At 40.0% G+C, this 23401-nt stretch carries 21 protein-coding genes; 20 read left to right on the plus strand and 1 reads right to left on the minus strand.

From position 1 onward, the window contains the following. The first annotated feature begins 3 nt into the window (after nt 1–3). From KIT27_00560 to KIT27_00595, 8 genes are all read left to right on the plus strand, one after another. On the plus strand, nt 4–837 hold the full coding sequence (locus KIT27_00560; protein MCW5588128.1) for a TIGR03749 family integrating conjugative element protein: 834 nt from the start codon (nt 4–6) through the stop codon (nt 835–837). 24 nt (nt 838–861) lie between these two features. After that, the gene (locus KIT27_00565) at nt 862–2178 is read left to right on the plus strand and encodes a TIGR03752 family integrating conjugative element protein (protein ID MCW5588129.1); all 1317 of its coding nucleotides are present in this window, start codon (nt 862–864) and stop codon (nt 2176–2178) included. Further along, on the plus strand, nt 2138–2560 hold the full coding sequence (locus KIT27_00570; protein ID MCW5588130.1) for a TIGR03751 family conjugal transfer lipoprotein: 423 nt from the start codon (nt 2138–2140) through the stop codon (nt 2558–2560). The genes KIT27_00565 and KIT27_00570 overlap by 41 nt, the downstream gene beginning before the upstream one ends. A 67-nt stretch (nt 2561–2627) precedes the next feature. Beyond that, the gene (locus KIT27_00575; GenBank protein MCW5588131.1) at nt 2628–5414 is read left to right on the plus strand and encodes a conjugative transfer ATPase; all 2787 of its coding nucleotides are present in this window, start codon (nt 2628–2630) and stop codon (nt 5412–5414) included. Nucleotides 5415–5505: 91 nt separating this feature from the next. Beyond that, nucleotides 5506–6258: a hypothetical protein gene (locus KIT27_00580; GenBank protein MCW5588132.1), complete on the plus strand. Its 753-nt coding sequence runs from the start codon at nt 5506–5508 to the stop codon at nt 6256–6258. Nucleotides 6259–6282: 24 nt separating this feature from the next. Next, nucleotides 6283–7281 carry a TIGR03756 family integrating conjugative element protein gene (locus KIT27_00585; protein ID MCW5588133.1) on the plus strand — a complete coding sequence of 333 codons (999 nt, stop codon included), beginning with the start codon at nt 6283–6285 and terminating at the stop codon, nt 7279–7281. 52 nt (nt 7282–7333) lie between these two features. Next, nucleotides 7334–8776 (plus strand): integrating conjugative element protein, encoded by a 1443-nt coding sequence (locus KIT27_00590; protein MCW5588134.1) that lies wholly within the window; start codon nt 7334–7336, stop codon nt 8774–8776. An 80-nt stretch (nt 8777–8856) separates the two neighbouring features. Beyond that, nucleotides 8857–10416, plus strand: coding sequence for a conjugal transfer protein TraG N-terminal domain-containing protein (locus KIT27_00595; protein ID MCW5588135.1), 1560 nt, complete (start codon nt 8857–8859; stop codon nt 10414–10416). Here KIT27_00595 and KIT27_00600 read toward each other — a convergent pair. Then, nucleotides 10413–10937 (minus strand): hypothetical protein, encoded by a 525-nt coding sequence (locus tag KIT27_00600; protein ID MCW5588136.1) that lies wholly within the window; start codon nt 10935–10937, stop codon nt 10413–10415. The two genes, KIT27_00595 and KIT27_00600, sit on opposite strands and share 4 nt — an antisense overlap. Nucleotides 10938–10982: 45 nt before the next feature. Between KIT27_00600 and KIT27_00605 the strand changes: the two genes are divergently transcribed. The 12 genes from KIT27_00605 (at nt 10983) to KIT27_00660 (ending at nt 23164) form a co-directional block, all read left to right on the plus strand. After that, nucleotides 10983–11318, plus strand: coding sequence for a hypothetical protein (locus tag KIT27_00605; protein ID MCW5588137.1), 336 nt, complete (start codon nt 10983–10985; stop codon nt 11316–11318). A gap of 25 nt (nt 11319–11343) precedes the next feature. Beyond that, nucleotides 11344–13341, plus strand: a complete 1998-nt coding sequence (locus KIT27_00610; protein ID MCW5588138.1) for a DNA topoisomerase III — start codon at nt 11344–11346, stop codon at nt 13339–13341. 28 nt (nt 13342–13369) lie between these two features. Next, complete coding sequence (locus KIT27_00615) at nt 13370–14023, plus strand: thioredoxin domain-containing protein (protein ID MCW5588139.1); 654 nt, start codon at nt 13370–13372, stop codon at nt 14021–14023. Then, complete coding sequence (locus tag KIT27_00620) at nt 13956–15203, plus strand: TraI domain-containing protein (protein ID MCW5588140.1); 1248 nt, start codon at nt 13956–13958, stop codon at nt 15201–15203. The genes KIT27_00615 and KIT27_00620 overlap by 68 nt, the downstream gene beginning before the upstream one ends. A 46-nt stretch (nt 15204–15249) precedes the next feature. After that, on the plus strand, nt 15250–16032 hold the full coding sequence (locus tag KIT27_00625; GenBank protein MCW5588141.1) for a TIGR03761 family integrating conjugative element protein: 783 nt from the start codon (nt 15250–15252) through the stop codon (nt 16030–16032). A gap of 257 nt (nt 16033–16289) precedes the next feature. Next, entirely contained in the window at nt 16290–16769 is a 480-nt protein-coding gene (locus tag KIT27_00630; GenBank protein MCW5588142.1) for a hypothetical protein, read from the plus strand. Nucleotides 16770–16872: 103 nt separating this feature from the next. Next, complete coding sequence (locus KIT27_00635) at nt 16873–17463, plus strand: hypothetical protein (protein MCW5588143.1); 591 nt, start codon at nt 16873–16875, stop codon at nt 17461–17463. Between the two features lie 289 nt (nt 17464–17752). Then, nucleotides 17753–18292, plus strand: coding sequence for a DNA repair protein RadC (gene radC / locus KIT27_00640; GenBank protein MCW5588144.1), 540 nt, complete (start codon nt 17753–17755; stop codon nt 18290–18292). A 100-nt stretch (nt 18293–18392) separates the two neighbouring features. Then, nucleotides 18393–19193, plus strand: a complete 801-nt coding sequence (locus KIT27_00645; GenBank protein ID MCW5588145.1) for a DUF3560 domain-containing protein — start codon at nt 18393–18395, stop codon at nt 19191–19193. Between the two features lie 152 nt (nt 19194–19345). After that, nucleotides 19346–20419: an SAM-dependent DNA methyltransferase gene (locus KIT27_00650; protein MCW5588146.1), complete on the plus strand. Its 1074-nt coding sequence runs from the start codon at nt 19346–19348 to the stop codon at nt 20417–20419. 122 nt (nt 20420–20541) lie between these two features. Further along, complete coding sequence (locus tag KIT27_00655; protein MCW5588147.1) at nt 20542–21687, plus strand: DNA adenine methylase; 1146 nt, start codon at nt 20542–20544, stop codon at nt 21685–21687. A 331-nt stretch (nt 21688–22018) separates the two neighbouring features. After that, nucleotides 22019–23164 (plus strand): phage integrase Arm DNA-binding domain-containing protein, encoded by a 1146-nt coding sequence (locus KIT27_00660; GenBank protein ID MCW5588148.1) that lies wholly within the window; start codon nt 22019–22021, stop codon nt 23162–23164. Nucleotides 23165–23401 lie beyond the last annotated feature (237 nt).

Below are 23401 nucleotides of genomic sequence, written 5' to 3' on the forward strand. Positions count from 1 at the left end.
GTTATGAATCGTATTATTCAATTATGCTGTTTAGCGAGCATTTTTACTTTAAGTTTAGGAACAGCATCTATTGGTTTTGCAGAGTCTCAACCATTGACTCGGAATCAATCGGATCAACATGTCGTTTGGAAACGTGAACCCATTCAAATCACGCTGCCGGTGGGTGTCGAGCGTTTTGTGACATTTCCCACAAAGGTGCAATTTGGCTATAACACAAGTTTCCTACCTTCTTCTGTGCTTCGTGTTGAAAATGACAATCGCACACTTTATTTGTTCGCTAAAAAACCCTTTAGCACAGAAAGGGTGGAAGCAAAGCTTGCCAGTGGTGAAATTATTTTATTGGATATTAACGCTAAAGCGCATGCTAATGATAATCCCGTAGATATTGTGTTACCAAAATCAACCCCTGTTTCTTCAACAACACAAAGTCAGTTCAGTGCAGCAAGTGTTAATTATGTCACGTTAACCCGTTATGCCATACAACAAATTTACGCACCTGAACGATTATTAAAGCAGTCAATCAATATCACGCGATTTCCGATGGAAACAGCGCATGTTGTGCCATTATTTTATGATGGAAGTGCAACTGCCATGCCATTAGCAAGCTGGCGAGGCGGGAATTTATATGTAACGGCGTTATTGATTAAGAATGTGTTGAGTCAATCATTACGCCTTGACCCAAGGCTTTTATGTGGCACCTGGCTTGCTGCCAGTTTCTATCCACAAACAACTTTGGCGCCTCATGGCACACCCATTAACCGAGATACATCCATTTTGTTTGTTGTCTCAAGCCAACCCTTTGCACAAGCGATACAAGCATGCGCACCACAAACCTAAAAGTCGCAACGTGAGGAAATCAGCATGTTTAAAAATTTAAGTAAAACAACCCAGTTATTTGGTGGCTTAATTGCTGCGGTGTTTGTCATTCTGGTTATTGTTATCTCTATTGTAGGTAATGAAACACCCAAAGAACAACCAGCTCACTATGTTAACGATAACGCATCGGCTGATAATAAAGTGGAAGCCTTGAAAACGATGACGGCTGATTTGCTCAATGTCGAAAATAAAAATAAACAATTAGAGCAAACGGTTCAACACTTACAAGCACAGAATAAAAATGCCATCAGCGATTTAAAAAAGTCACTCTCCGATCAAGTGCAGACGGCTTTAGAAAAAATACAGAACCAAAACGAAGAAAAACAACAAGCGTTTGAAGAGAGTTTAAAGCAAAAAATAAAAACGAATGCCGAAGATTACCCCATTAATGGGACAAGTGATAGCGGCTCTTTTATCTGGATTTCTGACTTGTCAAAAACCGCCCAGAAAAAAACAAGTGCTATCACTAAAACTGGCAATGGATTATTTGACTTAAATGATAATACCGAGTCACTTTTGCATGACAATAATGCTGAATCAAGAAACGCACAAAAGAAAAATCCAGCAAAACCGATTTACACCATTCCCATGAATGCCACCTTAACCGGTGCGACGTTAATGACACCCTTGGTTGGGCGAGTCCCTATCGATGGCAAGCTGCCATCACCGTATCATTTTAAATTGGTGCTATCAGCCAACAACTTAACGGCCAACGGTTATCCTTTGTCGGGTGTTAAGGGTGCTGTCATGAGTGGTATCGCCAGTGGTGATATGCTAGGCCACTGTGCGAGAGGTGATATCCATAGCATTACCTTTATCTTTAATGATGGCACGATTAGTACCACCAAAGCTAAAGGCAATGACAACTCATTAGGCTATATCTCGAGTCAAACCGGCAATCCCTGTATTGCCGGTAGTTTTCATTCTGATGCGGGTTTATTTTTAGGTGCACAGATGGGGTTGAGTGCTGCCGAAGGTTATGCCAATGCCTTATCCAGCGCACAATATAGGAACTCGACGACGGCAGAAGGTGCCACGTTTAGCACATTGATTGGCAGCGCCAATAAGGCTGCCCTGGGTCAGGGTGCTTCTGCCGCAAGCCAAGCGGCGCAGACCTGGTGGAATCGCCGCGTACAAAATTCGTTTGATTATGTGTATGTGCCTAATATCGATCACCAAACCGGAAAGCCAACGAAAGTAGTGGTCAATATCACTCAACAAATTCCCATTAACTACGACGTATCAGCGAGGAAAGTGAGTTATGAAGATGCATTGCAAACTGATCACCGTGAGCTTGATTAGCCTCATGGGTGCGGCAAGCCTGACGGGATGCTCTAGCATGATGTCAAGCCAAATGCCGAAAGGTAGCGTCACCATGCAACAAGCCTATAATGATGCGATTAACGGATCGTCTGGAGCCAGTGGAAATTCATTAAAACAAGTACGAGCCAGCGTATCGGATCTGCGAGCGCGACCACCAAACTACAGTGCTTATACCCGCTCACAAGAAAACGAAATTAATGCGCAATTTCCACAACTGCCGAATCCCAGTATCGTGATGTATGTGTATCCTCATGAAGCGGGGTCAGGCGATAACCTAAGTCCCGTTCCTGGCTATTCAACGGTTTTTCCTATGTATACGCATGTCTATTATGCGATGCCAGGTGAAGTCGACACGCAATAATCCAAAAATAAACTCAACAACTTTTTAAATAGCTATCTTATATCGCGCTGATGAGCGGAGATTAATTATGTTATTACGTCAACACAAAAATGAAGAAGCATTAACGGTTAAACTTGCGAAAAAAAATTATCAGTTGCCGCCATCCATTTTAATGCAATTACCTTGGGTTGAATTTGATGATGAAAGCCAAAGCGTGCTCTTGCAGGATACCACCGTGGGCGCGGCTTTTGAGTTGAATTTAATACCGAGTGAAGCCAAAACAGAACACTACTTAGCTAATTTGCGCGATGGTTTACAAGGCATTTTTCAAGATACCTTCCCTCAATATCGCGATGAGGAATCACCGTGGATATTGCAGTTTTATGTGCATGATGAGCTAAGCATGGCCTATCTGTATCAGTTGATTGCACAATACATTAAACCAACGGCGCAAGATAGCCCGTTTAAAGCGTCTTATTTAGCGCTAATGAAAGCGTATTCGGAGTGGCTAGGAAAGCCAGGCGGTGTTTTTTATGATGATAAGGTGACTGATAGTGCCTTTCACGGTGGACAGCGTAAAGTTCGTGTGGCGTTCTATCGTCAATACCATAAAAAAATGGCGCTACGGCGCGGACGCACCGCTTTGCAAGATTTAAATCAGGTTGCTACCAGTTTTGTTTCTAAATTAAAAGGTGTCGGTATTGAGGCAAGACGCTTACAGGGTAAAGATTTTCGTGATTGGTTGATTCGTTGGTTTAATCCAGCACCTGGTGTGACCAAAGGCAATTCTGATCAATTACTTGATTTGTTGGCTTATCCAGAAAAAGATGAAGCTAAACCGTTTGGCTATGATTTTTCCGAGCAATTGTTTTATTCAGTACCAGAATCTAAAGAAAAAGATGGCGTTTGGTACTTTGATGGATTACCGCATCGTTATGTGACGATTCAACACTTAACCAAAGTCCCTGATGTGGGGCATCTCACACGAGATCGCGCATTCGGTAATTTTCGTTATGGTTTATTTGATAATTTTCCTGAAGGCGCTACCTTTGTCATGACGGTGGTGATTCAATCACAAGAAATTGTCAAAAACCATTTGGATCGTATTGAAGAAAGTGCTCGAAAAAGCAATACCACGGCAGCGAGTGTCACCTTTGAAGACTGCCAAATGGCTAAAACGGCGATTGAAAAAGGTAATTTTTTGTTTCCGGCTTCAATGGGCGTATATTTGCGTGGTAATGATTTGAGAGATCTCGCTGAGAAAGAAACGGACTTAGAATCATTGCTCATTAATAACGGGCTTCATGTGTTAAAAGGTGATCACGATCTTGTACCCATTCATAGCTATTTAAACAATTTACCTTTTTGCTACAGTTATCAATTCGATAAGCAAAACCTATATCGCAGTGGTTATGTATTTGGGAAGCAGTTAGCGAATCTACTCCCACTCTATGGCCGCGAACGAGGAACGGGCCACCCCTTATTGCAATTCCTTAATCGAGGTGGGGAAAGTTTTACGATTGATCCTTTCAACCCTGATGACAAAGACCAAAACAGTCATTTATTAATGCTCGGTTCTACAGGTGCCGGTAAGTCAGCCACCAGTACTGATTTATTAATTAAAACGATGGGAACCTATCGCCCTTATTTGGTGATGGTCGATGCCGGTAATTCATTTCATTTACTGAAGGACTACTTTAAACAGGAAGGGCTATCGGTGCACCATGTGGCGGTGACATTAGATAACCCGCCTATTCTAAACCCCTTTGTGGATAGCGCCAAAATGCTGGCGCAAATCGACGCGATGGAATGCACATTGCCAGAACAGGCATTAGCAAAGCTTGAAAATCGTTTAGAGGAAGATTTTGAAGCAGCGGATCATCGTAACGCGTCAGAGTCTGAGAAAACAAATCATGAGTACGAAGATAATGAAGCCCAGCGGGATTATATGGGTGAAATGGCATTGGCTGCCCAACTCATGATTACCGGTGGTGAAGCCAAAGAGCAAGAGAATCTAACGCGGCAAGATCGCATGTTGATTTTGGATGCGTTAATTCGTGCCGCTCGCGCAGCACGTGCTCAGGGTTTTGATCAAATGATTCCATCCGATGTGGTGGATGCGTTGCGTGAGATGGCAAGGGAGTTGGAGTCAAATGCAAAAGAACCCGAAAAACAAGCACGCTTGCGGGCAATGGCAGACAGTATGGCTTTTTTCACCAAGGATACAATTGCCAATCTTGTCTTTAATCGCAGAGGAAAACCATGGCCGGATGCCGACATTACTTTGTTTGAACAAGGTCTTTTTAAAGACGAAGGTTATGAAGCGCATAATGCGTTGGCGTTTATGGGATTGATGTCACGCACCATGGCCAAAGCGGAAGAACGCCAGTTTGAGGAACGTTTTACGGTATTTTTTGGCGATGAAATTCACACCATTACTAAAAATTTACTGACGGTCGTTTATTTAACGAAATGCGCCAAAATGTCACGTAAATTCGGTTTATGGTTGTGGCTGGCGACACAAAACGTTGCTGACTTTCCGAAGGAAGCCAGAAAAATTCTCAGCATGATGGAGTTTTGGATTTGTTTGGGGATGAGTGAAGTCGAAATGAAATCCGTAGAAGAATTTAGAAAACTTAACGAAGAAGAACGCGAACTATTTCGTTCGGTACGTAAAGCCGCTAAAAAATACGTGGAAGGTGTCCTGCTTTGTAACCGTGTTAAAGGATTATTTCGTAACGTACCGCCACGATTAAGTTTGGCGCTAGCGATGACAGAAAAACATGAAAAAGCAGAACGCAGACAATTGATGAATAAATACCATATTTCTGAATTGGAAGCGGCAAAGTGGATTGCAAAAAGCATGGAAGGATAACCAGCAAGGCACCTAAATACTTCGTTATCAAAGTAGCCAGGGATTAGGTGTCTTGACCTTTCATTATCAAATGCTAACCAGGATTATTCAGATGCTCAATAACTTAAACGGCAAGGCATGGATTAAGTTATCTAAAAGTGTGTGGATTACGCAAAAACTATTGTCTTGGAGTGACAAAGTAAAATTATCTGAGTATTCCACTTTTTTAATGAAACGAAAAAAATATAAAACCAAATTTATGACTTATCGACCACTCGATGAAACGCGCGTCAAATTGATTGAACTCTTTACGCAAAAAGGCCAAATCGTGTTTGATCCCAATTTACAGCATGGCGATACCTTAGCGGCTGCCTTGCAGGCGGATTGTCAATTTATTGGAATTGCTGAAACAGATCAAGAAAAACATCAAGCGATTGAACATCTGGATTATCACTTACAAGAAAAGCCGTATCAATTGTTTGATAAAGAAAGCGATGTTAATGTTTTGGGACAGATAAAAAACCAATCGGTTAATTTTCTACTCACAGAAATACCGTTATTTAATTTTAAAAAATCCATTATCAGTTATCAAAACCACTTGGAAGAAATAAAAAACAACCTGTCAAAATACAAAAATAAACTGGTGACTAATGGCTATATGGCATTAATAATTTCGGATCAACGATATCAAGGTCATTATTATGCTCGCCATTCTGATTTGATTCACATATTAAAAGAGACGCAATTAAGGTTGCAAGGATTGATTAATGTCATTCAAGATAGTAACGCACTCACGGCTTACGGCTATCCCAGCACGTATGTCCCAAACATTATTAATCAATTCGTAATTATTTTAAAAAAATAAGTGTAACGCATTAGGTTAATTATCATGAACACAATAAAAAAATTGGCAACCAGACTGTTGCTTGTCGTTGCCTGTTTGCTGCCGCTTTACAACGCTTATGCCAGCGATACCATTAATTCGCTAGCTATCGTCGAGGATACAATAAAAGGATTATCACATTGCCTACATTATCGCATTGTAGGCTTATGTTTTTGGTTGCGATGTTCACCGATTGGCTGTCATATCGAAACTACCCTAAAAGTGGATCATTATCTTCCCGATGCGGTCGTGAGTAGCTTTACCCAACCGGATAATAATCCCTGGTGGTTTGCACAGCATATTGAAGACCCTGTCTTTTACCAAGCTGGAAAAGTCCAAATTAAGCAGTTTGCGCATTTTAATATGGGTTCAGGTAATGAGCATGATAACTCACACCGTGATCTCAATAATAAATTCCATGAAGTCGATATTATTGGAAATCCAGCGTTAAGTCTCTTGAGCGGCTATGGGTTGATATTACCCAGTACCGCAACCCCTTATACGCCTTATTATTCTTCGCTAATGGATGCGTATGCCTGGCGTTTCCCAGCATTAGAAAAATTTTATCCAGGTAGCATCATACCAGGCATTCACGAAGTGGGTACGCTAGTTTTACATGACTGGGGGCCTGTTTATCCACGCAATGGTTACGTGAATCAACCGGACGATGCCAAAGCGGGGGCAGTCGATGCCTTAAGAGCCTCTACCATTATCACGGCGGTTGGCCAACCACATGTTTATAGGACGTTATCGAATACCTGCGGTGAACACTGTAGTGCTGATCCTGTGAAAGAAAACAGTAAAGATGCACAGTACCAAATGATTTACCCCAAAGCAGAAGATCAATGCACGGTATTCGGTGGCAGTGATATCACCAGCTTACGTCCTTGGGAAGCTGATGCTTCCACCAAAGGGGATGATCGTTATGTCTGGGTGCTCTGGCGACATTATCATGGATGCATTCCTGATCATGGAGCAACGTATTTAGGCTCTATCAATTTTTAATTTATTAAAATGCATTCCTTTCCTTAAAAAATAATGTTTGAGGTTATTTGCTATGAAAACAAGATCCTTATCACTTGCATTAGCAGCGAGTCTTATTTCAATCATGAGCTTAAATCAGATGACCTATGCTGCATCGGGTGGTTTGATTCCTGCTGTTAAAAGCAATTTCTATTACCAAATGGGTGGTGGTGATGATGTGCCATTACCGGCATTTTATAATACGTCCACCATTCCCTTAAATGCAGAAGGTGATGTGGGATTGGGATTTGATTGTGGCGCATTTAATCCTATCGCCTCTATTAAAAATTCATTGAATCAAATTAAAGACAGTGCGCTGAATGTTGAGCAACAAGTGCTAAATAATGCAACCGGTGCAGTAACCGAGTTCCCATTATATGAACTCTCACGCGCTGATCCCAATCTCTATAATTTAATCACCAACGCGATGGCGGGCGCAAAACAAGACATGGCCGTGTCTACCAAATCCTGTGAGGTGATGCAGTCACAAATTGCGGCAGGGCAAAATCCTTATGCGCATTGGGGACAGATTTCTCTAGGGAATCGTTGGCAGCAAGAAATTGGATCGGCTGAAATCTCAGGCGATGGTGATATTAATCAAGCTCGTCAAGATGTGTCACGCGATGCGGGTAAAAGTGGTGTCCCCTGGGTAAATCCTGATTCAACCGTTGACAGCAATGGCGTTCAAACACGTAATGCAGGTGGCGAAAATCAACCACCGATTCAGGTCATTCATGATACCGCCATGTCGGGTTACGATGTTATCGTCAGTGATAGCGCATCACATCTCAATAAAAATAATGTATTCGGTGACTCACCCTCTGAACTCTCACGGATTTTCCCAACCGCAAAAGACGCGGCCGATTGGGTGACCAATGTAGTTGGTGATGAAACCATTACCACTTACAATGGCGGCCAAAAAAGCTCAAAACCAGGTGTCGGTTTGTATTCCGATATTCAATATCAGACAGGGCAGATCTTGCCAAAATTGCAAGCGTTAGTCACAGGTTCAACAGAGTTGACCATTGAGAATCTACAAACAATATCACCGAATGGGATGGCATTATCGCCTGAAATCATTCGTGATATCCGCAAACAACCCAAAGTGATACAAAGCATTATTGTTGATAAGCTCGCGCAAAATATTGCCGCGATAAATGTCATCAATAAAGCACGGCTTGCAATGCGAATATTACAATCGGGTGGACGTATTCCAGCAATTTATAGCAACAAAGCCGCACAGCAAAATATTCAGCACTCGATTTCATTATTGCAGCAAGACGTGCAAGATATTTTGCTCTTTGTCAAAGCAAGACAAACGCTGATGTCAAACATGCTCTCTACGATCACCCAAGCAGGCAGTTCGGTTGATGCAGAAAATACGGCGATTGCGATGCCGAAACCCAATGCACCCATGATGACAAATGGGGCGATCGCCAATAAAACGAATGACTCCACCACAAAATCAGCGTGGTAGTGAGCTTCATTCGATAACACAACTATCAAAGGCGCATCATGGTGCGCCTTGTTCTCTGAGAGAATCATGAGGTAATCATTATGAGTGTGACAGGTTATTTGGCCTTATACACCACATTAATCGGTTGGCAACAATACCAAAACTTATGGATATTAATGGTGGGCACCGGATTGGTGTTTATTCCCTTTATTGGTATTGTGATGAAATGTTTTTTAGAGCCTTTTGAATCGCAAGAACCGAAAAGTGCGGCGGTTATTGCATTGCGACGACTCATGATACAGATTGTAGGCGCACTATTAGTGATTGAGTTTTGTTGTGTGCCCACCGTGCCACTTGATCCAAAGGTATTACACTATGAACCAGCATGTGTCGCCAGCGCTCAAGTTGCGACACCTGGTCATACTGGCACGACCTATGATAATCAATTTAAGGCAGCCACCGGTGTTAAAGTACCCGTTATCTGGTATTTAGTCATGGCGATTTCCAATGGGTTTACGCATGCGGCCACGGAAGGATTAAGTTGTTCGCCTATTAACTACCGCGAACTACAAACACAGTTAGATGTAACGCATATCACTAACCCTCAAGTTAAAAAAGAAACGATTGCATTTTATAATGATTGTTATGTGCCGGCTTACAGCAAATATATGTCCGGTGACTTGACGACGTCACAAAAAGCAGATATTCAACAGTATCAAAATCAATATGGAAAAAATGATTTAGGCTGGATTGGATCGCAAGCTTTTTTACACACCCCTGGTTTTTATGATTCATTGTCAGCGCAAGAACCGATTCCAGGGTTTTTATTTGATTCAACACGTGATCAATTTGAAGGACAAGTGGGTAATCATTCTCAGTGGGGAGAGCCAAATTGCCAAGCTTGGTGGACGGATTCACAAAATGGCTTGCAGGCCAATTTAGAAAAAGCCTTACCCACTGATTTTCTGACTAAGATTACCCATATTGGGGATAATCCAAAAGAACTTGCTGATCTTGGCATTCGAAATTTAATACAACATTCTTTCGATCCTGGCATGACCTTTGGTGAGATTTCGAGAGGTTATGAATCATTAGATGATCAGATACACGGTAATTGGATGAGTGATTATATCGGTTCGAGTATTGGTATTGGTATGGAGCAAATGACTTACTATCCAAAACTTACTTTACTGATTAATTCGCTCCCTGTGATTCAAGCACTATTACTCATGTCGATTTATGCCTTACTAGCATTGGTAATACCGTTCTCAAATTATCGACTGCATTTTATCATCACAGGTGCAGCCGTTATTTTTGCCATTACATTTTGGAGTTATTTATGGCATTTAGTGTTGTATGTTGATAATTCGTTAATTGCTTCTCTCTATCCACAAGGTGGTGGATCAATAGCATTAGAACAGTGGTTGCATAATAACGGCGGATTAAATAAAACGCTGGTCGATTTTATAATTGGTACGCTTTATATTGCTTTACCTATGCTATTTCTAATTTTAATGTCGTGGGCAGGATTAAAGGTAAGCAACGCAATTATGGGCACTTTATCAGGCACTCAACAAGTCAGCGAATCTGCTGGGAAAGAAGCTGGCAATTTAGGGAAAAAGGCGCTTGATATCGTGATTTCAAAGATAAATAAACTTTAGAATTTATAATTAATATCATCGTAAGGCGCATATTCACCTTCGCTGTTTATGTGATGATGTACTGATTTTTTGCATTCTCCTTCTCTCCGGTCATCTTCGTATTTTTCATTCGCATATTTAGAGTATGCGCCAGTAATAATATGTAAGATGGCTGGAGAAATTAGCGCTATAAAATGTAAAATTGGCCTTAATCCTTTTCCTGCTATTTTTAACAAAGTCACTAATAAATTATTACCTTGCATTAAGTGACGTATCAATGTGATGCCAAGCAGAATCAGACTAGGAATCAATAATAACTTGCTAAACGCAAGCAAATTAACACGAATAGCAGGTGTCATCACGTGAACGGTAATTAATGCAAGCAACCAACCTATGAGTGTAATCATACAGAAAACCAATGTTAATTTAACACGAGCAGGTAATCGTACTTTTAATTTTAAAGGTAATAATGCTAAGCCGTTAATGACTAGCAGAATCCAAACAAACGGTGAAATAAAGGGTAGCCATTCAACGGCACTCATGGTTGTTATGTCCTGGTATTCATTATGTTGATAGAGGTTAGGTTCATGAAAACATTACTCCGATTATTGCTTATTGTATTAATTTTCGCTGCGGGATTATTCCTAATCAGCCACTACTTAATGGAGCTTAACTCTGCTAAAACGCTATCGCAAGTCATTCAACAGTATCACCTCGTATTTACTATATGGCGTTATGGGCTATACGCATTAGTGCTTATATTGTGGCCATATTTTATCGAAAAAGTGGGTGTTAGGCAAAAATGGCACGCACAAACAATCGTTTATTTATCTAATCAACGCCTTAAATTATTAGGATTATTTGTATTTATTGAGGCATATTTTGTTTACAACCTTCTTGGTCATTTATTCAGTTGGCTATAAAAAATTATTCATCGATGAGGGTATTATGATTTTATTCATTTGTGAAAAACCATCACAGGCACGGGATATTGCACGCCAGTTAAAAGCCACTGAACGTAAAGATGGCTACTTGCAAGGTAATGGTACTATTATCACCTGGTGTGTTGGGCATTTACTCGAATTAGCGCCACCAGAATATTATCGACCTGATATTAAGCCTTGGCGCATTGAGAAATTACCCGTAATTCCAAGCGAATGGAAAATGCTGGTATCAGCAAAAACCAAAAAACAATTTAACATCATCAAACAATTATTAAAAAATGCCCATCATGTGGTAATCGCAAGTGATCCTGATCGCGAAGGCGAATGCATCGTGAGAGAAATACTGGATGAATGCAATTATACAGGAAAAATAGAACGTTTATGGTTAAACGCACTTGACGACATTTCAATTCAAAAAGCATTAAAAAATATCCGGCCAGGCAAAGACAGTGAAAATCTGTATTACGCCGCACAGGCCCGATCGCGCAGTGATTACGCTATTGGCATGAATCTCACCATGGGTGCCAGTGCTTTATACGGTGTAAATAGTGTGTTATCCATCGGACGTGTTCAAACACCGACACTAAAAATCGTGGTGGATCGAGATCGAGCGATTGAAGCATTTAAACCACAAGATTACTTTGTTTTGAAAGCGCTGTTCTCAGGTGATGAGGATAAACCAATCTGGACAACCTGGAAAGCACCGGATTCAGTGCTAGATATAGAAGGACATTGCCTCGATCAGCAGCTTGTTGACAGTATTGCCGCAAAAGTGGATGAAGAGCCAGGTGTTGTTGCTTCTTTCAAAGAAAGCAAAAAGACACAAAAAGCACCGCTGTGTTTTTCATTATCGGCGTTACAAAAAAAAGCCTCCAGTGCATTCGGTTATTCGGCTAAACAAGTCTTAGCACTCGCCCAAGCCTTGTATGAAAAACACAAAGCAACTACGTATCCGAGAACCGATTGTGGTTATTTACCCGAAGATCAATTCCATGAGGTGAGCAAAGTGTTAGAGGCTATCGCAAGCACTGATCCTACATTAAAGCCATTGTTGGCGCATTGCGATAACTCTTTTCGATCGTCGGTGTGGAATAACAAAAAAATAACCGCTCACCACGCGATTATCCCCACAATGAATGATCGCGTGGATATCAGTGCCATGTCTGAAGAAGAGTTCAATATTTATGATCTCATCAGGCGACAATATCTGGCGCAACTGATGGGTGATTATGAATATTTGCAAAGAACGGTTGAAATTCATTGCGCGGGTGAAAGCTTTGTTGCAACTGGCAATACACCCGTTACGTTAGCTTGGAAGCACGCCTTTAATGCAAAAGAACTTGCCGCTAATCATGAATCTGAAAATAATACCGTACCTTTATTAAAAACAGGACAACACGTTGATAATCAGAAAACCGTAGTTGAAAGTAAACAAACCAAACCGCCTGCGCACTTTACGGAAGGCACACTCATTGAGGCGATGAAAACGGTAGGTAAATGGGTAGAAGATGAGCAGCTCAAAAAAACATTAAAAGATAATCAGGGCATCGGTACGGAAGCCACTCGCGCGAATATCATTGAACTTTTATTTAAGCGGGGCTATCTTCAACGCCAATCAAAGCACGTGTTATCAACCGATAAAGGGCGCGCTTTGATTGATATCGCGCCTGACTTAGTCAAAAACCCTGTGTTAACAGCACAATGGGAACAACAATTAGAACACATTGCGGAAGGTAAAGGTCATTTGGACTCGTTTGTTCATTCGCAAGCGGCATTGCTAAAAGAAATGTTAGAACAACTTCAAAGTGAAGGGACACGTCAAGAAGCATCACGGTTGCAACTTCAATCGGAAACTCAAAATAGCAAAGTGTATTGTTGTCCAAAGTGCTCAGCCGCCTTAAGGCGGCTAAAAAATAAAAAATCTAAATTTTTTTGGGGTTGTACTCAATACCCCAATTGTCACTTTACGACTTGGGAAAAAAATAAAAAGCCCAGCTTGTAATTGCTTTGCAGACTGTAAAGGTAATGCCATGAAATCAATTTTATATAAGTTATTGCTCAGTATTTTGTGTTTATTCAATCTGCAAATAGGGTTTGCGGCACCAATAACCGGAAATCCAACAGGTAATGTCACATTAATAGAATATTATGACTACGAATGTCCGCATTGTCGCCGGATGGAGCCCGTGATCGATAAACTACAGGAACAATACTCCAATTTAAAAATAATGCACCGAGTGACGCCATTACTGACACCGGCATCTCGTCCTGTTGCGAGTTTTGCATTGGCAAGCGAGTCGCAAGGAAAATGGCAAGCAGTGCACCAACAACTGATGACTTCATTTGCCGCGCCAACGCTAAGGGATGCAGAAATAATCGCCAAAAATTTAAGCCTTAATATCCCAAAAATATTAGGCACCATGCAAAGCAAAAAAGTACAACAACAGATTGCTAAAAATATTCAATTAGCCAATACGCATGCGGTTGATGGCGGCATTTATTTGCCTATTTTAGTGTTTGGTCAAAGCAATGGAGAAGGCCAGCCTATTGTACTCACGGGAGAACAACCCTATGCCTTACTGTCTGCTATTGTGCAACAATTAGGTCATGATGCTCATGTTCAATTGGTTAAAAACAAAAAACGCTCATCAGACAATAAAAAAATCGTCAGCACTTTATCCTGATGTGACACTGCAAAGACTCATTAAAAAAATACAATCGTTGTCCGGTGTGACACAAGGTGATTTTCAATCGCTTTATGTTAAAACCATTGATCATTTTATTGATTATATCAGTATGCCCAATGAGCCGCTTAATACTCAAACTGCTGTAGAAGCACTCAATCGAGTGATACTGGCTTTAAAAAAACGGCAAGGTTATTTGTTACCTTTAGGCGCTGACAGTGAAATCGCTTTTCGTCAACGTGAAGAATGGACGTTTGCTGTATTTGTGGCTGCATTAGGGGATTCCATCGATGTCATAGTCCGTTCTGCGGTGATAAAGGCGTTGTTACCACATCAAGCGTACGCTTGGCTTCATCGTAACACGCAGTTATTTTTATTATGGGAGCGCTATTTAAAAAGTAATGTAACCAATAATGTCTTTGCTGAATTGATCAAAAATATTCATGAAGCACCTCAAATTGAGGCTAGTAAACGAGAAATTGAGGTGAAGCAAAAACTTAATTCGGCCACTGAGACGCAACAAAATGAAAATTTACAGCAACCTTTAGCAATCAAACAAGATGACGTGAGCCATGCAATAGAAAGTACACCAGTTGATTTAAACGTTGAATCTCATGTTACTTCAAACAGTAACATGACTGAGATTAAAGAAATTAAAGAAATTGATTTAACAGCGTTATCAAATTCCACGAGTAAAGCAAGCAAAACGGATAACGCAGAAAATAATGTAACAACTGTACCTGAATCTAAAATAATGAATCAACCGAATATCCCTAATTTTAAGGCAGATGATTTTTGGCATTGGTTAAAGCGTAATATCCATAAAAAAAAGGTTACCTGGAATAAAACCACTAGTTTTATACACGGTGCTGATCTCGGCATATTGATACAAATTCCAGAAGCCATTAATGCATTTCTCAATACTAAAGAAGAAAAGCATGATACCGTACCCAATGAATTAATCCTTCAACAGCGACCTGATTTAACCAAGCAAATTAAAAAGCATGAGCAATTAATTAAAAATACCCGAGGGTCACGCATTCATGTTTATTGTGTTGGAAAATGGGAAGATCGGCAAACGGTGTCCGGTATCGTGATTGCGCAGGAATGTTTAACGACGGATGACCAACCAATCCCCATCAATACGCAATTAACACCTGATCCACTGGATTCTGTGTAGTAAAACCTTGGGTACACGCCCAATCAAACTAATCCCAATGAGGTGAATGATGTCTCACAATCAAGAAAAACCAGCAGATGTGCTACCCAGCAATGAAAATAACCCTAAAACGGATGCAACGCATCATCATGCAACCTATAAAAAACCAGGGCGTTTAAAGGGAGAAGTCCATTTAACACTGCACACCGCCTATGCGCAAAAATTATTTTTAGGGTTTCGACCGGATAAGCGATCCATTAATTTATTACAGTTTGGTGGTCGAATGACGCAAATTTGGGATGCCGCTGAACGAGATGATCCCTATGCCGATTGGTATTTATTAAAAGTCTATGATCTTTTAATGAAATTACAGAAACAACTCAGTGGTGAAATAAAGGAGTACCAAGCTAAATTAAAGGAAGCTAATCAGTTAGTGAATTTAACGATCAATCCCTTTGAATCACAGCAACCCGTTGTCGAATCACTGTGGTTTAGAACGCAGTATGGTTATATGGCAGCAAGCTTAATAGCACACTTTGATGAGCTTATGCGAACCATACTCACGGCTAATCGTGTCGGCATACTGTTGGATAAACCAGAGAAAGACATTCGACAAACTTGGTTAGATCAACTGTTAGCGCTATTTCGACTGCCATTCAAATGGAAACCATTGTCGGTGACACGCGCTGACATTAAAAATAATAGTGACCAAGCGAAAATAGCGCAAGAAAAAATGGGACAATTACCGGAACCTATTTTATTACTCACCTTACGTTCACCATTTGCACCGGCTATTAAGTCGATCACTGCAAATACAGAGGAGGAAGCTAAAGCTAATAATAAGACTTAACGATTTTACGGTGCCGTGATCACAATCGGCCTAAAACTTTGTGATGCGTGGGTAGGCATGAAATCCCACCTGCATAATACTCATTATGCGGTGCCAATCGTGTTTAATCGTGATTTTCACGGTTAAGCAGTTTACTTGAAATTATCCTATTTTTTTAGGGTAATTTTTTAACTGATCCCAACGGGAATAATGACATTTCCCATTGGGAGAGGCTCATTGTTCTCTTTGGGTTTTTTAAACTTTAAAGGAGAACTATCATGAGCTTAAAACACTTAACTCAATATCACTTCAGTAATGAATATGGCGTTACTGGCACTTTAGCGGCTGATCCCACTTTTGCTGACACAAAAAAGGGTGATGAATACGCTCGATTTGCTATTTATTGTAAAGCCATTGATGCTAATGATGATAATAAAAAAAGTCATCGCAGCAAAGAGACTGATACAAATGATATTCCGCTCATTGCCTATGTGCGAGTGTTCAACGAAGACTTATTAGACGATGTTGAACAACTTAAAAAAGGGTATTTCGTTAACTTTACGTATGACGATGTCACCTGGAACTTAGGCATCGACACTAAAACAAATGAGCTTCGAGTCAATCCAACGTTTGTGGCTAACACGCTGAGTGTGAGGCACGTCCCTGGAGAAAAGAAAGCAAGACAGTCTAATCAGAAAAGTGAAACTAATGGTGATAATGATCGTGTTCGCAATACGCGGTCTCGCCGAAAAAAGTAACTTTTTTAGAGCGACTATTTGCGTTCTTAATCGAACTATGCCAAGCCCTTGATTGATTTTCAGTTAAGGGCTTTTTTGTTTTTACACATCAGGAGTATTCATTATGTATCAAACAGCATTACAAGCACCACTTCAAACTCAAGTGATTCCTATGCAAAAGCCACTTGGTGTGCTCACCCATGTTGAACTCAATTATCATGAAGTGCAGTGCATTGAATTGGCTTTTATAGGGTTAGCAGAGCGTATACGAAATAACGACCTGCCTGACAATCCGGCAAAACCTAGCATGAATCATCTGAAGACTCAGTTGAATTATTTAAGGCATTGGTTGAATCAACCAGCACTTAAATCGCAATTGCGGTTAGATGGTTCCAATACAGCATTATGGCCCGTCACCAGTTCTGAGCTGGTCGATTGGCTGTTGGCTATTTGCCAGAGTTGCATTAATGAAGATGCAATTTTAATCGCTGCGGCAGATGCAAGCTGCTATGAATATGCAGAATTTTCTGAAACCTATTTAGAAAATAATGACAGCTATTCATTGGCAGATGACATGCATTATTGTCATTTTAGTGCGTTTCAACACTACTACAATGATATTGTCACCACTTGTCAAGCAACGTTGGTGGGTAAATTGACGCAGATTCAAGCGCAAGATTACCCTTTATTTCCAACACATTCTGTAATGAACTAAGCGAAACAACGAGAGGATATTACCTACTTAGGGTGATGTCCTCTTTTTTGATTTACTACTCAATCAATGTAATGAACGACTGAGTCATAACCTGTCAGTCTTACATTGACTACTTAATGTTTATTTTACTACTGAAACCCTTTGGAGACGGCCATCCGCGCCGCCGTAGTGTCATCCATGACGCTCAACCAAAGGGTTTTTTTAGTCGTATTTAATTTTCTACTAACCGCCAAGAGCGAAATTGCTCTTGGCGGTTTCTCTCTTGGTTTTAATTCAAGGGAGAAATTCAATGAAGAAATTAACTTTTAAAGACAGTCTTAATGAAGCGACCAACTTGCCACCAGCATTTGTATTGTGTGAAAACAATACTTATCGCGTGCGTGACAAGATTACGGTGACTGACATCATGACTGCTGCGCAATCCATTCTCGCACAGCAATGTCAAACATCCCCCTTAGTCTTAAATAACGTTAACCTGGCAAAGCAATTAGCTGTGTTTAGGCTAGCGGAGATGAAGTCGGAATGTTTCTGTGTGATGTTTTTGGATAACCAGCATAAATTAATTCGCTTTGAAAAATTATTTCAAGGCACGATTAATCAGACCGCTGTTTATCCACGCGAAATTGTCAAGCGCGCATTTGAACTCAATGCCGCGGCAATTATCTTGGTACACAATCATCCGTCAGGAGATTGTACACCCAGTAGAGCAGATGAATGGTTAACCACGTCGATTAAATCAGCTTTTAAGTTGATGGATATTGAGGTGGTGGATCATTTAATTGTGGCAGGCGATCAAGCCTATAGTTTTGCTGTACATAGCAACCTGTAGCGCCTTAACTTCCCTGTCTTTTTAACGCAACTGCCAAAGGCGATACTGTCTTTGGCGGTTTCTCCTTTGGTATTTACTATCAACAAAGGAGAACTAAACCATGAACGACTATGAGAAAAAACAAGCGGATAAAAAAGCGTACTATGCGGCAAAAGCAAAAAAGCTTCGTCAAGAATCAAATGAAGTATATGAGCAAGCAAGCAGCATGGCAAAAAGCATTCCGTTTGGGCAACCCATATTAATTGGGCATCATAGCGAAAGCCGTGATCGCAGCTTCCGTAAAAAATACTGCCGTTTATATGATAAATCACATGAATTATCAAAAAAGGCAGATTATTACGAAGAAAAAGTGAATACGGTGTCCAACGTTATTTCCTCCGATGATGAAGATGCGATTAGCAAGCTTGAATTAAAGCTTGAAAAGCTGATCGACGCTCAAAATCGGATGAAAGAAATTAACAAGCACTACAGGAAAGAAGGTCAAGCTTACTTAGATAAGCTAATGGGTGATGAAAAAGAAGCGGTTATCATTAACTTGCGTAACGCAGCAACTTTTTCTGTTACCAAAAACTTAGTACCTTTTCCGAGTTACGTGTTGAGCAACAACAACCAAGCTATTCGTAATACCCAAAAACGAATTGCGTTGCTTAAATCCAGGCAAACTGAACCTGAGCACAAGCCTATTCAAGGCAACGGTTATGTTCTCAAAGAAGATAAGAGCGACAATCGCATCTTATTTATTTTTGATGATAAACCCTGTGAAGCAATACGAACCCTATTAAAACGCAATGGTTTTAAGTGGAGTCCCAATCGCAATGCTTGGGTCAGGATGCTCAATCAAAATGGTCGTTGGGCAGCTAATCGCGTGATTGATGAACTCAATAATGCTATAGAAAGTTAGTCACTTTCATTCAACTCAGCGCCCGCAAAACTACAAATAAGTAGTTTTGCGGGTTGCTACTTTAATTTGTCCTATCACTTAATTTTTTATTTCCCCACACAAAACAGCTCATTAAATAGGTGAGCTGTTTTGTGTGGGGATTTTTTTCGCAAATGAAGAAATTTCAAACCGATCAACCTATTAATTTTCGGAGTAACATAATGATACCCAATCAACAAGAAAACAATACGCTACCAATCCTTGAGCCAGTTAAAACTCATTTTAACGAAGAGCGCGCCAAAAGAAATATTGAGGTATTGCGCCAATTTAAAGAAGGCAACCTGACCTCTCTTAAACAATACAGCGGATTTGGTGGATTGCGGAAGGCTTTTAAAGATGAAGCCATAGTCAATAACCTCTCAACCTTTTTATCACCCGATGAAATTGATCGACTCAAAAAAAGCACCAGCACGGGTTATTTTACACCGCCTCTCATTATAGATTTTATTTATGCGATTATTCAAAAACTAGGCTTCACACACGGAAAAATTTTAGAACCGGCTTGCGGTGCAGGTGCTTTTTTTGAGCGTATGCCAAAAGCCATGCGTAAAAATAGCCAAATTACGGGTATTGAGTTGGAACCATTAGGCGCTAGCATCGCCAAAGCATTGTATCCTGATATTAAAATAGTAAATAAAGGTTTCCAGCATTTTCATGATAATGAGTTTGATTTAATTATTGGTAACCCACCTTACGCGAGCTTCACGGTATTTGATAAAAAACATCCTGATCTCTGCGATGAAATGATTCATCATTATTTTGTGGCGAAAAGTGTTCGTTTATTAAAGGAAAACGGATTATTAGCCATGGTTGTACCCTGTTATATTTTAGATAACCCAAAGCGGCATTTACGCAAGCAAATTAGTGAAGTGGCAGAATTGGTTTCTGCTTATCGACTGCCAGAAAATTTGTTTGATGATGCAAAAACAACAGTTGATATTGTCATTTTCCAAAGAAAATCTAATCCCAATACCGAATGGTTAAATACCAGCTTGATTAAACTTCACGATAAAAAAACATCTTATCTATCCGATTATTTTACCAAGCATCCTAAACATATTCTTGGTGAGTTAAGCACTTATGAGGCATATTCATATTTTGAAGATCGACCCAGGCGAGGTTTGTGCTGTAAAGGTTCTATTGAGATGGTCCAACAACGATTGCCGCAACTACTGAATACAGTGTAGCCAGTCATCATACAGTAATTTCAATTCCACACGTAAAGCTTAAATCATTCTCTAAAACAGAAAAGCCGCATTAAGCGGCTTTTCTGTTTTTAAAAACCAATAATAAATAGGGGCAACATAATATGCGCTATGTCGGTTGCAAACGGCGATTATTGTCGTTTATTCATGAAACCATTATTAAAAATAATATTGACGGTAACACGTTTTGTGATTTATTTGCGGGTACAGCTACTGTTGGTCATTATTTTAAGCAACAGGGCTATAGAATCATTTCTAGTGATCTTCTTTATACCTCTTATGTGATGCAGCGAGTAAAAGTTTCGATGAATCAAATGCCACGTTTTGAACGGTTAGCTAATCATTTAGATTTACCAAAGCAGCACTCAGATTATTACGCGCAAGCCATTATTGATTATTTGAACCAACTGGAGGGAGTTCCAGGATTTATTTATCGACATTATTCAGAAGAAGGAACGCAAAACCAATTGGTCACTCGACTTTATTATACGGATCATAACGCGAAAAAGATTGATATCATTCGAGAAAGCGTTGAAGCGTGGAAACAATTAAAATTGATTAATGAAGATGAATTCTTTATTTTGCTTTATGCGTTACTCAATGAAGCATCACGGTGTGCGAATACCACAGGCACCATGAGTAGTTTTTTAAAACATTATTCGCGCAAATCACTACAGAAAGTGTGGCTCAAGTTGCCAGAAATTGTATTCAGTAAACATTCTCATAACGTGTATTTTGGTGATAGCTTTGATTTACTTGAGCAGCTTGAGGTGGATATTCTATATATCGATCCACCATACACAACAAACCAATATGCTGCTTCATATCATTTGTTGGAAACTATTGCACGTTGGGATTTTCCAACGTTACATGGTGTTTCGGGAAAGCGTGACATAAAAAATTTATACTCGCCTTTAAGTAGTAAGCGTGAAGCGGTTGCTGCAATCAAACATATCTTGGAAAGTAACTGCTACAAATGCTTATTGATGAGTTATAGCAGCGATGGCATCGTACCACATGAGACTTTAATACAATTATTTCAACAGTATGGTGACGTTAATGTCTATCGAAAAACATTAAAACGCTATAACACAATACGACGAGCTGATATGCAGGTAAATCGGCGGGAATTCGTCGAGGAGCGTCTGTATTGTCTGAAGCCTCGGAAGGATCGTCTACCTTGCTTGGCAAATGTTGTGTCCGTCACAGTCCCTAAGTCAATTCGAAGTCGTTTTCAAGCACTTAGTTAACCTAGAAGCACTCTCTCCAGGTGTTCGTCCTGAGTAACCCAATTATCGTACTTTTCTTCAAAAAACCTTAAAAAGGACTGGATGTTTAGGCTGGGGAGAGTTATTAATTTGGAGGTGTATATGAAATTAATGAGCGTTAAAGAATATCGAGAATCTCGATACACAGAGTTTTCTCGTCCAAGCGAAAGGCAAATAATTAAATTAATTAGAGAGGGGGGGATACCTGGTGTGAAACAAGGCAAGTTTTACTATATCGATATCGACAAAGAAAGCAAGCTAACGGGTAATAACCTAGTAGACACTATTCTACAATAAATGAAAAGAAAATATTATGGCAAGAGCAAGGTTAAGAAAAAATAAATTATTACCACCTAATTTATATTTTGAGACAACAAAAAAAATATATCGTTATCGTAGGCCAGATACAGGTAAAAAAACATCTTTAGGAAAAGATAAGGCAAAAGCTTTTGCAGCAGCTAAAAAACTGAATAGTATATATATGGCAGGAGAAGACCTTGTCGCAAAAGTGACATCGAATGGAAAAACTTTAAGTCAATATATCAATGAAAATTTTGTGCCCATACATTTACCTGAGCGAGAACTTAGTGAAAACACCTTAAAGGGCTATATGAGGCAATTGAAGCATATCCACAAAGAGCTAGGCGGTTATCCAGTTTATGGAATTTCAATAAAGCTTATTAGCGAATTTTTATCTAAAATTAATGGTTCGCGCCAGTACAATAAATATCGAGGTTTGCTAGCTATGATTTTCCAATATGCAAAAGGTGAGGGATATATCATTACTAATCCAGCCAGTGATACTTTGAAAAGAAACGCAAAGACACAACGCAAACGTTTAAGTTATGAAGGTTTTAAAGCTATTTACGAAATGGCGGGTAAAGAAAACATGGCATGGTTTCAGGCTGCTATGGAGCTAAATTTAATAACCTTACAAAGGCGAGAAGAAATTTCGAGTGCTAAATTTTCAGATATCAGTGTTGAGGAAATTAAAGGCAAGAAAAGAAAAATAATGCGAGTGATACAACGTAAAACGGAAAAGCATGGTGCAAGCGCGCATATTAAAATTATCGTTAATGAAGTGCTTGAGCAATTTATCGAAAAGCAAAAAAATACGGGTATTAACTCTCCATTCATTATACATTATATGCCTAAAAGAATTCCTAATAGAAAAGGTATTGCTAAAGATCGTGGGCACCATACACAACTTTTACCGGATCAATTGAGTCGAGCATTTGCTGATTTGCGGGATAAAACTGGATTATACGATCATTTAAACAAGAAGCAGAAGCCGACTTTCCATGAGATGCGCTCATTGGCGATTAAGCTTCATGAAGACCGAGGCTTTGATGCGCAGGCATTAGCAGGGCATACCACCCGACAAATGACTGAAGCTTATAAAGCGGGGCATGAAATAGAATGGACATATGCAGAAGCTGCTGATGTTGATGGTGACTAAAATTTAGCTCAGAATCGCTGCTCATATATTTCGCAGAATGAGTGCTGTCTATTCAAGCAACCAAATTTACACCGGCCTCTCGTTTCTACTGTCCTCATCTTCTCGTATTTAGAAACTGTAAGATACCACGGTGTATAAGCTGGCCTATGGGCATTGAAGGTAAGCGCGAGTTTGGTGAAAAACTGGCAGATTAGGGTTCCCCTAAATGACTTTAAGTAACCTGAAACAGCACAAAAG

It is taken from the genome of Legionellales bacterium (assembly GCA_026125385.1).
Taxonomy (GTDB): Bacteria; Pseudomonadota; Gammaproteobacteria; order JAHCLG01; family JAHCLG01; genus JAHCLG01.